This is a genomic window from Actinoplanes sp. ATCC 53533, from assembly GCF_003947245.1.
In genome coordinates, this window is sequence record NZ_QHHV01000341.1 from 1 (window position 1) to 11,198 (window position 11,198).

At 70.5% G+C, this 11,198-nt stretch carries 7 protein-coding genes; 5 read left to right on the plus strand and 2 right to left on the minus strand.

The window, feature by feature from the left end; translation table 11 throughout:
• A partial coding sequence (locus tag DMB66_RS56455) for a HEAT repeat domain-containing protein (protein WP_199753233.1) occupies positions 1-685 on the plus strand: 685 nt, incomplete at its 5' end.
• A 166-nt stretch (positions 686-851) separates the two neighbouring features.
• Positions 852-3,710 carry an alpha-L-rhamnosidase C-terminal domain-containing protein gene (locus DMB66_RS56460; RefSeq protein WP_199753234.1) on the plus strand — a complete coding sequence of 953 codons (2,859 nt, stop codon included), beginning with the start codon at positions 852-854 and terminating at the stop codon, positions 3,708-3,710.
• Positions 3,711-4,075: 365 nt separating this feature from the next.
• Here the strand turns inward: DMB66_RS56460 and DMB66_RS56470 are convergent, their stop codons facing one another.
• On the minus strand, positions 4,076-5,134 hold the full coding sequence (locus DMB66_RS56470) for an aldo/keto reductase (RefSeq protein WP_233625554.1): 1,059 nt from the start codon (positions 5,132-5,134) through the stop codon (positions 4,076-4,078).
• 772 nt (positions 5,135-5,906) lie between these two features.
• A complete protein-coding gene (locus DMB66_RS56475; RefSeq protein ID WP_199753235.1) occupies positions 5,907-7,724 on the minus strand; it encodes a glycoside hydrolase family 35 protein in 1,818 nt (605 codons plus the stop codon).
• Positions 7,725-7,807: 83 nt separating this feature from the next.
• On the opposite strand from DMB66_RS56475, the gene DMB66_RS56480 reads away from it, so the two are divergent.
• The 3 genes from DMB66_RS56480 to DMB66_RS56490 form a co-directional block, all read left to right on the plus strand.
• Positions 7,808-8,824, plus strand: a complete 1,017-nt coding sequence (locus tag DMB66_RS56480; protein WP_125812242.1) for a LacI family DNA-binding transcriptional regulator — start codon at positions 7,808-7,810, stop codon at positions 8,822-8,824.
• Positions 8,825-8,920: 96 nt separating this feature from the next.
• Positions 8,921-10,246: a carbohydrate ABC transporter substrate-binding protein gene (locus DMB66_RS56485; protein WP_199753236.1), complete on the plus strand. Its 1,326-nt coding sequence runs from the start codon at positions 8,921-8,923 to the stop codon at positions 10,244-10,246.
• Positions 10,247-10,250: 4 nt separating this feature from the next.
• A partial coding sequence (locus DMB66_RS56490) for a carbohydrate ABC transporter permease (protein ID WP_233625555.1) occupies positions 10,251-11,198 on the plus strand: 948 nt, incomplete at its 3' end.

The window sequence follows — 11,198 nt, forward strand, 5'->3', positions numbered from 1 at the left end:
GCGTGCGCGTGCCATCGATGATCCCGACAACGACGTGCGGAAGGCGGCCGTGCAGGCGGTCGTCGCGGGCTGGGCCGGGCACCCGGAGACCCTGCCCTGGCTCCACGAACGCACGATGGACCGGGCCAGCCGCGTGCGGTTGGCCGTGGTCAAGGCGGTCGTCGCGGGCTGGCCGACCGACCCGGGCACGCTGCCGTTGCTGCGTGAGCGTGCCACCAATGACTCCGCCTGGGACGTGCGGAAGGCGGCCGTGCAGGCGGTCGCCGTGGGCTGGGCCGAGCATCCGGAGACCCTGCCCTGGCTGCACGAACGCACCACGGACCGGGCCAATGGCGTGCGGTTGGCCGCGGTGGAAGCGATCGTCGCGGGCTGGCCGACCGATCCGGGCACCCTGCCGTTGTTGCGCGAGCGCGCCGTGGCCGACGGCAACTGGACGGTGCGGTCGGTCGCGGTGCGGGCGATCGCCACGGGCTGGGCCGAGCACCCGGAGACCTTGCCCTGGCTGCACGAACGGATGGTGGACCGGGCCAAGGGCGTGCGGCTGGCCGTGGTCAGGGGGATCGTCGCGGGCTGGCCCACCGATCCGGGCACCCTGCCGCTGCTGCGCGAACGGGCCACCGGCGACCCCGACGAGGACGTGCGGCGGTTCGCGATCCAGGAGATCGCCGAACGGCGGGCGGAATGAACGGCTTTGAATCGTATCATTGACACGGACGCATCGACGTAGCACTATCAATCCACTGTTCACTTAGTTTACAGATCCCGTCGATCCCCCGATCGAGAGAGCGCTCCACGCGATGGCGGGGGCGGTCGTGCGGGCCATTCAACGCTGTCCAGGAGGCGGAGCAGCCATGCGCAGACCGTTCGTTCGCCGGGGCTCCATAGCCATGACCCTGTCCGTCCTCGCGGCATTGCTGCCCGCCGGTGCCGCACCGGTCCAGGCCGCCGCCGCTGTGGCCGCGGCTCCGCCACCCGGCGCGATCGAGGCGCTGAACCTGTCGCCCACGTCCCGCACGGTCCGCCCGACGGCGATCTATCGCACCACCGGCACGGTCGCCAACCCGCAGAACGTGCTCGCCGACCTCGCGACGCGGATCACCGGCGCGAACTCGTCCATCACCCTCGACTTCGGCAAGGAGGTCGGCGGCCTGGTGACGCTGAACTTCGGCGCCGCCAGCAACAGCGGCCAGCAACTGGGGCTGGCGTTCAGCGAGTCGTCGCTCTTCGTCGGCAACGACAGCGACACCAGCGCCACGCACGAGGGTCGCGGGGACGGCGCGCTCACCGCCGCGGCGCCCGCGAACGGCAGCTACACCATGCCGGCTCAATATCTGCGCGGTGGCTTCCGTTACCTGACGGTCTTCCTGCGGACCTCCGGCTGGGTCGACCTGACCAGGGTCTCGCTGAACTTCACCGCCGCACCCGGCAAGGCCAACCCGGCCGACTACGCGAACTACTTCTACTCCAACGACAACCTGCTGAACCGCATCTGGTACGGCGGCGCCTACACGGTGCAGATGAGCACGATCGCCGCCAACCAGGGCCGGGCGTGGCCCGCCCCGGCGACATTGTGGAACAACGCCGCCGTGGCCGGCGTCGGCACCGCGGTGCTGTCGGACGCCGCGAAGCGGGACCGCAACGTGTGGCCGGGCGACCTCGGCATCGCGACCCCGACCGCGTACGCGTCCACCAACGAGCTGGAATCCAGCCGCAACGCCCTGACCACCGTCTACAACATGCAGAACACCTCCGGCGAGCTGCCCTACTCGGGCCCGCCGTTCAACCTGTGGGGCTCGGACACCTACCACCTGTGGACGCTGAACGTGACGTCGACGTACTACAACTACACCGCCGACAAGGCCTGGCTCGACAGTGTGTGGTCGAGGTTCACCCGGGGGATGACCTACATCATCAACAAGACCGACAGCAGCGGGCTGCTGAACGTCACGAACACCGCCGACTGGGCCCGCAACGGCCAGGGCGGGCTCAACATCCAGGCCAACGCCCTGATGTACGCCACCCTCACCGGCGCGAGCAGGCTCGCGGCGGTCCAGGGTGACAGCGCGCTGGCGGCCACCTACGCGAGCCGGGCCGCAACGCTCAAGACGGCCGCGAACGCGCGGCTCTGGGACGCCGCCGCCGGAATGTACCGGGACAACCCCACCAGCGGGATGTACCCGCAGGACGGCAACTCCATGGCTGTCTGGTACGGCCTCACCGACTCGGCGGCGAAGAACACCAGCATCGTGCAGCGCCTCGCGCAGCGGTGGAACGCGTACGGTGCGACGACGCCGGAGTGGAACGGCGACGTCCACCCGTTCCCGGGCTCGATGGAGGTGCACGCGCACTTCACCGCCAACGACGACCACACCGCCCTGGCCCAGATCCGTCGCACCTGGGGTCACATGCTCGACAGCCCGGTCGGCACCAGGAGCACGATGTGGGAGGGGATCAAAGCCGACGGCGGGCTCGCCTACAACCCGTCGTTCATGAGCCTGGCGCACGGCTGGTCGACCGGGCCGACCTCCGCGCTGACCTTCGACGTCCTCGGCACGGCACCGGAGCCGACCATCGGGCAGTACCGGTTCGTGCCCCATCCCGGCGACCTCACCAGCGTCGAAGGCCGCATCACCATGCCGCAGGGCGCGATCAACGCTGCCTGGTCGCGCGACCCGTCCGCCGGCACCTTCACCTCCCAGATCACCAGCCCGGCCGGAACGACCGGCCGGATCGGCGTCCCGAAGCTGACCGGCACCATCACGGTCTCCGTGAACGGCGCGGTCGTCTGGAGCAACGGAACCTTCACCCCGCGACCGGGCATCGGCGGCGGCACCCAGGACGACGCGTACGTGTACCTGACCGGCGTCACCCCGGGCACCTACACGTTCACCGCCACCGGCCTGGGCAACCCGGCGCCGCCCACGCCGACCGGGGGCGACCTCCCGGCCGGATTCACCCGCTGCGCCGCCGAGAACGGGCAGTGCTCGTTGAGCGGCACGCGCATGGTGGCCTACGGGGCCGGCGCCTACACCTACAAGACGGTCACCGAGGGCACCGCGTGCACCAACGCCGCCTTCAACGGCGACCCGGCCGTCAACCTGGTGAAGTCGTGCTACGTCGCGCCGCTCGGCGGCCCGACCGGCTACACCCAGTGCGCGGCGGAGGGTGGCACCTGCGGCTTCACCGACAACCGCAGGGTCGCCTACGGCGCGAACGGCGCCTTCAACCACCGGATCCTCGCCGGCGGCACCGCATGCACCAACGAGGTGTTCGGCGATCCGCTCAACGGCACCGCGAAGGCCTGCTACCTGCCGCCGGCCGGCGGCCCCACCGGCGGCTGGACCCAGTGCGCGGCGGAGAACGGCACCTGCGCCGCGGCCGGCGGCCAGCCCATCGCGTACGGCGCCAACGGTGCGTTCGCCTACACGACGGCCACCGGAAACGTCTCCTGCTCGAACGCCACCTTCGGCGACCCGATCGCCAACACGGTGAAGGCCTGCTACTCCCGCACGGGTGCCCCCAGCGGCTACGGCACCACCTGCGCCGCCGAGAACGGCACCTGCACCTTCACCGGTCAACAGACCGTCGCCTATGGGGCCCGCGGCAAGTACCTCTACCGCAGCTTCACCTCAACCGCCGCGTGCACCACGGCCGCGTTCGGCAGCGACCCGCTGCCCGGCGTGGTGAAGTCCTGCTACCTGACGCCGTAGCGGCACTGCGGCCCGGTCCGACGTCAGCCGACCCGGCCCGTCGGACCGGCCCCGCGGCGCGCGGCGACCCCATGACCAGACGATCCGGTCGATGACAACCAGAAGCAGTTCAAGGGAATCCTCATGCGATACCTGATGGATCTGGCCGACGCCACCGGCGCGAGCGCCTACCGCGCCCATGCCCAGCGGCAGGCCGACGTCATCTGGCAGCACGACCGCGACCCGCTCAACCGGATCGGCCAGCGCTGGTCCGGGCAGATCGGCGGCATACCCGAACGCGCGGGAGTGGCGCACCCAGGCGAGCGGCCTGGGCGCGCTACTCGCCGCGACCGCCAACCCCGGAAACCGGCGGTCGGGCGGGCTGCTCAGCCCAAGTGCCGGGCGATCTGGCTGAGGTCCGCCGGGCCCAGCCGGTCCGCGCTGGTCTTGGCCTGGTGCCAGAACGGGTAGCGCAGCGGCTCGCCGCTGGCGTCGTCGAGCGCGGCGATCTCGTCCGCGGTCAGCTCGAGGTCGGCCGCGGCCAGGTTGTCGCGCAACTGCTCCGGCGTGCGTGCGCCGACGACCAGCGAGGTCACGGCCGGCTTCTGCGCCAGGTACGCCAGCGAGACCCGCGCCGCCGACACCCCGTGCGACTCGCCGATCTTCACCGCCAGCTCGATCGTGTCGTACAGCTTGTCCTCGTTGTTGACCGGCGGCTCGTCCCAGTCGGAGAGGTGCCGGCTGCCGGGCGGCGCCTGCACGCCGCGCCGGTATTTGCCGGAGAGCAGGCCGCCGGCGAGCGGGCTCCACACCAGGATGCCGATGCCCTGGTCGATCGCGAGCGGCACGATCTCCGCCTCGATGTCCCTGTTCTGCAGCGAGTAGAAGACCTGGGTGCTGGCGAACCTTTCCAGCTGCCGGGCGTCGGAGATGGCCAGCGCCTTCATCAGCTGCCAGGCGGCGTAGTTGGAGCAGCCGACGTAGCGGACCTTGCCGCTGCGGACCAGGTCGTCCAGCGCGGTCAGGGTTTCCTCCAGCGGAGTCTGCCCGTCCCATTCGTGCAGCTGAAAGAGGTCGATGTAGTCGGTGCCGAGCCGGCGCAGGCTGGCCTCGGCGCCGCGGATGATGTGGTGCCGGGAGAGGCCGGCGTCGTTCGGCCCGTCACCCATCGGCATCCGCACCTTGGTGGCGATCAGCACCTCGTCGCGGTCCGCGCCGAGCGCCTCGCCGAGGATCTCCTCGGAGAGGCCGGCCGAATAGACGTCGGCCGTGTCGATCAGGTTGACACCCGCGTCCCGGGCGATCGCGATCTGCTCGCGGGCCCCGGCCACGTCGATCGTGCCGACCGGGGTGGCCCAGCCTGTCCCGCCGAAACCCATCGTGCCCAGAGTGAAGTTCGAGACCCTCAGGCCCGTACGGCCGAGCTGCCGGTACTGCATCGTCATTCGTCCTCTCCGCGATCCATCCCGCCAAGGCCCAGCCTTCCCTCGTCCGGGCCCGGTGTCCACCGGCGTGGCCCGGGCGAGTCGTGCCAAGGGGGTCAAACGACGTCACGCCCGTTCCGTGCAGCTGCCGCTCGGGACGCCGTTGAGATCCTGGTAGGCAGCGGCCCACCTCGATCGCCGGGCAGAATCCGAAACACCAAGATCACCCAGGATTCCGCGTAGCGGTGCGGACTCCTCGATCGGGGCGAACCGGGCTCGACCACCGCCTGTTCACCCGGCTCCCGCAGCGTCCGGTAACGGCAGAAGGTCCTTTGCTCTGCTTCCCTATCGGAAACACCCTGGCCGGTGCCACCCCGGCAGCAACCGGAGCAGGAACCGCACCCCACCCGGCGTTTCCTATGGGGAAGCAGAGCAAAGGATCTGCCACCGTTACCTCAACCACCTTGGCCGGTGTCGCCCCGGCGGCAACCGGAGCAGGAACTGCAGCCCGCCGGGCGTTTCCTATGGGGAAGCAGAGCAAAGGATCTGCCACCGTTACCTCAACCACCTTGGCCGGTGTCGCCCTGGCAGCGACCGGAGCAGGAACTGCAGCCCATCGGGCGTTTCCTATGGGGAAGCAGAGCAAAGGACCAACCACCACCCCAGGGTCATCGCGTTCTGGGGGTACTGCTGGTGACGGCGGTGATGAGGTCGTGGGGTAGGCGGGTACCAGAACCGGCTGCGGCTGCGGCGACCGGCTGAGCCCGCACCCGCGTGCCACGTGGGCGGCCCGCTACGCGAACTCCTCGACGTATTCCTCGGTGGGACCTAGCTGAGGGCGGTCGTGCAGCTCCAGGGCCGGGCCGAGCCGGTCGGTTTCCAGGACCGTGACGGTGTTGTCGCCGGCGTGCAGCAGCGGCGCCGGGCAGTAGAGCGTGACCTGTGGCCCGATCTCCCAGTATCGGCCGAGCAGGAATCCGTTGACCCAGACCAGGCCGTGCGCCGATCCGGGCAGCGCCAGGAAGGTGTCCGCCGGGGTGTCGACGTGCAGCGTCGCGACGGCGAAGCCGGACGAGGTCGCGGTCGGCGTGGCGGCGGTCGCGCGGCGCAGGTCGTCCGGGGTCCAGTCGGGCAGGGCGATCGGTGCGCTGGTCCAGCCGTGCACGATGCGGCGGTCGACCAGGACCGGGCCGAGCAGTCCCTTGTGCTGGCCGAGGAGCGGGCCGTAGTTGATCCGGCCGAGGCTCTCGACCACGATCTCCAGGCGGACGATCGCGCCGGTGCCGCGTACGCCGAGTTCCGGGTGGTCCGGATCGGCGACGCCGATCGGGATGCCGTCGGCGAAGACCACCGCCCGGTCGCGCACGTCGGTCAGGACCAGCTTGTGGTCGCCCTCCGGGATTCTCGGGTACGCGGTGTGCAGCGTCAGGCCGGCGTCGAGGCCGAGTTGCTCGAAGGTGGCCGGCCGTGGGCCGGACGACGCCGGGACCGGGACCGCGCGCAGGCCGTCGATCAGGTCGGCGCGGTGGGTCAGCGGCACCCGGGTGGGCGGCAGCACCGGCATCCGCTCGGGCACGCGCAGCGGTCCGCGGGCGCCGAGCGTGGCGCGCAGGGCGTGGAACTTGGCCGTGAGCGCGCCGTCCTCGGCGATCGGCGCGTCCGAGTCGTAGCTGGTCACGGTGGGCTGGAGCCGGCCCTGGCGGGAGTTGGCGCCGGCCCAGAGCCCGAAGTTGGTGCCGCCGTGTGCCATGTAGATGCTGACGCTGCCGCCGTCGGCGATGATGCCGTCGAGGGTGCGCACGGTGCTCTCCACGCCGCGGACGTGGTGCCGTTCGCCCCAGTGGTCGAACCAGCCGTTCCAGTATTCGGCGACGACGAACGGCTCGCCGGGCCGGCGCCGGGCGAGCAGGTCGCGGGCGGCCCCCGGCGCCGAGCCGAGGGTCGCGGCGGTGAGGGTGCCGGGCAGGGTGCCGCCGTCCAGCATCAGCTCGGTCGGGCCGTCGGCGGTGAACAGCAACTCGTCGATGCCGCGCGCGGTCAGCGCCGCCCGGTTCCAGCGCAGGTACGCGTGGTCGTCGCCGTAGCTGCCGTACTCGTTCTCCACCTGGACCGCCACCACCGGGCCGCCGGCACCGGCCTGCAGCGCGGCGATGCGCGGGATCAGGTCGTCGAACCAGCGCTCGACCGGCCCGGTGAAGGCCGGGTCGGAGGTGCGGATCGCCACGTCGCGGGCGGTGAGCCAGCTGGGCAGGCCGCCGTTCGACCACTCCGCGCAGATGTACGGGCCGGGCCGCACGATCACGTCGAGGCCCTCCTCGGCCGCGATGCCGACGAACGCCTCCAGGTCGCGCCAGCCGTCGAAGCGGGGCGCCCGGTCCGCGCGGTGCTGATGGAAGTTCCATGCCACGTACGTGTCGACGGTGTTGAGCCCCAGGTCGGCGACCCGCCGGAGCCGGTCGCGCCAGAGCTCGGGGTGCACCCGGAAGTAGTGCAACGCGCCGGACAGGATGCGGTGCGGTGCGCCGTGCCGGTAGAACCGGCGGCCGTGCCAGGTGAGGGCGCTGACGGGGGCGGGTGCCGGGGCGAGGGCCGGCGCGGGCAGCTCGATCACGACGCGAGACTATGTTATCGATGCCATTCGTAACAACGACGGTATGATCCGGGTGCCGTGAGACCAGCAGGAGGACAACGCCCATGACCGAGGCCACCGCGCGCAGCAGGCAGCCCAGCATGGCTGACGTGGCGCGGGCCGCCGGAGTGTCGGCGCAGACCGTCTCGCGCGCGCTCCGCGACTCGCCGAACGTCAACCCGGAGACCCGCCGGCGGGTGCTCGCCGCGGTCGAGCAACTCGGCTATCGGTTCAACAACGCCGCCCGGGTGCTCTCCTCGGGGCGCAGCCACTCCATCGGCCTGGTGCTGCTGCAGTCCGGCGGTTACTACTCGCGCTCGGCGGTGACCGCCGGCGTCGAGGCCGCGGCCGGGGCGGCCGGGTTCTCGGTGAGCATCGCGACGATCGCCGCGCTGGACACCGCGCTGATGGAGAAGTCCCTGTCCAAGCTGGCCGATCAGGGCGTGGACGGCCTCGTCATCGCGGTTCCGCTGATCTCGGTGACGCAGAAGATGGAGGACATCACCCGGGAGATCCCGACCGTCACGGTGGACGGCTCGCGCACCGCCGGCGCCCGGGTGCTGGGCATCGACCAGCGGGAGGCGGGCCGGGTCGCCACCCAGCACCTGCTGGACCTCGGGCACCGGCAGGTCTGGCACGTCGCCGGGCCGGACGAGTGGATCGAGGCGCGGCAGCGCCGGCAGGGCTGGCAGGAGTGCCTGGCCGCGGCCGGGATCGAGGCGCCGCCGCCGCTGGCGGGCGACTGGTCGCCCGAGTCGGGCTACCGGCACGGCCGGATCATCGCGATGATCCCCGATGTCACGGCCGTCTTCGCGGCGAGCGACGAGATGGCCTTCGGCCTGATCCGGGCGCTGCGCGAGGGGGGCCGCTCGGTGCCCGAGGACGTGTCGATCGTCAGCGTCGACGACATCGCGCTGGCCGCCTACTGCCACCCGGCGCTGACCACCGTCCGGCAGGACTTCTACCGCTCCGGCGCGGCCGCCGTCGACCTGCTGCTGGGCGGCGACGAGGCCGAGCATGCTGCGGCGGCGCCGGCCACCCTGACGGTCCGCGCGTCCACCGCGCCGCCGCGCTCCCGCTGACCCGCGCGCCGGCTTTTCGTAACGTCCTCTTGATTCTTCATGTTATCGATGCCACCGTAACAACGTTCGGCGCGGCGTCCAGGAGAGGACCTCCCCATGTTGAAAAGATCATTAGTCCTGGCGGGCGCCGCGGTGACGGCGTTCGGCCTGCTTGTCGGCTGCTCGGACGGCGGGAGCGACGCGGATTCCGGCAAGACCACGCTCAAGGTCGCCGGCCTGGAGGGCGGCTACGGGCGGGACATGTACGACCAGGTCGCCGCCGCGTACGAGGCGGCGCATCCGGATGTCGACGTGCAGCTGCAGATCTCGAAGAGCATCGAGGACGAGATCAGCCCGAACATGAAGGCCGGGAAGTTCCCGGACGTCGTGGTGCTCGGCCAGGGCCGCAAGGCCGCGCTGACCGAGACGCTGATCAAGGACAAGGCGCTGGAGGACCTCACCGGCGTCCTGGACATGACCGTCCCGGGCGAGCAGACCACGGTCAAGGCCAAGCTCACCGACGGGATCGTCGGCAGCCTCAACACCAACCCGTACGGCGACGGCAAGACCTTCCTGATGCCGATGTACTACGCGCCGACCGGGCTGGTCTACAACAAGGGCCTGTTCGCGCAGAAGGGCTGGCAGGTCCCGGCCACCTGGGACGAGATGTTCAAGCTCGGCGACACGGCCAAGGCGCAGGGCATCGCGCTGTTCACCTACCCGACCGCGGGCTACCTCGACTCGTACTTCTTCGCGCTGCTGGCCGACGTCGGCGGCGAGCAGTTCTACACCGACGTGATGACCTACAAGCAGGGCGTCTGGCAGACCCCGCAGGCGCGCCAGGTCCTCGACATCACCACCAGGCTGCTCGGCTACGCCGCGCCGACCACCGTCGGATACGCGAACGAGCAGGACTTCACCAAGAACCAGCAGGCGATCCTCGACAACAAGGCGCTGTTCATGCCGAACGGCACCTGGATCGTCGGCGAGATGAAGGACGCCCCGCGCGCCAAGGGCTTCCAATGGGGACTCACCCCGCTGCCGGCGGCCACCGCGGGCGCCAAGCGCTACCTGACCACCTCGGTCGAGTCGGTCTGGATCCCCAGCGGCGCCGCGAACAAGGACGCCGCGAAGGACTTCGTCGCCTACCTCTACTCCGATGCGGCGTCCGAGATCTTCGCCAAGTCCAGCGCGATCCAGCCGGTCAAGGGCATCGCCGCGACGCTGACCGGCGAGAACGCCGAGTTCTACAAGCTCTACGAGGATCCCACGGTCGCCGCGCTGGTCGGTGGCTTCGCCGGCACCGCCCCGGTGGAGGGCGTGGACATCAAGGGCACCCTCTTCGACACCGCCAACAGCATCATCAGCAAGGACAAGACCGAGGACCAGTGGCAGGCCGCGCTGAACGACGCCAGCGAGAAGCTGCGCCAGGCGGGCGACTAGCCCGGTGACGACGATCTCGCCACCATCCCCGAGCGCCACGGACAGTGCCCCCGCGCCTGTCCGTGGCGGCACCGCACGGGCCCGCAAGCGCGGCAACGGCGGCTTCGTCCTCGCCTGCCTGGCACCGGCCCTGGTGCTGTTCGCGCTCTTCATGGTCTGGCCGACCCTGAACGTCTTCCGGATGTCGTTCTACACCTGGAGCGGCTTCTCCCCGGACATGCGGTTCGTCGGACTCGACAACTTCACCCGGCTGTTCGACGACGACCAGTTCGTCCGGGCGTTCCAGAACACGGTCGCGCTGCTGGTGGTCGTGACCGTCGTGACCATGGGCCTGGGGCTGTTCCTCGCGGCCCTGATGACCCGGCAGAAGCTGCGCGGGCGCAACCTCTACCGCTTCATCCTCTACATCCCCAACGTGCTCTCCGTCGTGGTCATCGCGGCCATCTTCTCGGCCGTCTACGACCAGGAGAACGGCCTGCTCAACGGCACGCTGCGGCGGCTGTCCCTGGACGGGCTGCAGCAGGTCTGGCTGGGCAACCAGCGGGTGGTGCTCTATTCGGTCGCGATCGCGATGGTCTGGCAGTCGCTGGGCTACTACATGGTCCTCTACATGGCGAGCATGTCGAGCATCCCGGAGGACCTGTACGAGGCCTCGGCGCTCGACGGCGCCTCGGCCGGCCGGCAGTTCTTCACCCTCACGCTGCCGCTGATCTGGCAGAACCTGCGCACCTCGCTGACCTTCTTCATCATGAGCGCGGTCAACCTCAGCTTCGTGCTGGTCCGCGCGATGACCGGCGGCGGGCCGGACGGCTCCTCCGAGGTCCTGCTCAGCTACATGTACAAGCAGGCGTACACGAACTCGTCGTACGGCTACGGCATGGCCATCGGCGTCGTCATCTTCGCGTTCTCGTTCCTGGTGTCGCTGCTGGTGAGCCGCGCGACCCGGCGCGAG

Coding starts and splice junctions, on each gene's coding strand:
- DMB66_RS56460 (WP_199753234.1), top strand. CDS start 852: ATGCGCAGACCGTTCGTTCGCCGGGGCTCCATAGCCATGACCCTGTCC.
- DMB66_RS56470 (WP_233625554.1), bottom strand. CDS start 5,134: ATGACGATGCAGTACCGGCAGCTCGGCCGTACGGGCCTGAGGGTCTCG.
- DMB66_RS56480 (WP_125812242.1), top strand. CDS start 7,808: ATGACCGAGGCCACCGCGCGCAGCAGGCAGCCCAGCATGGCTGACGTG.
- DMB66_RS56485 (WP_199753236.1), top strand. CDS start 8,921: ATGTTGAAAAGATCATTAGTCCTGGCGGGCGCCGCGGTGACGGCGTTC.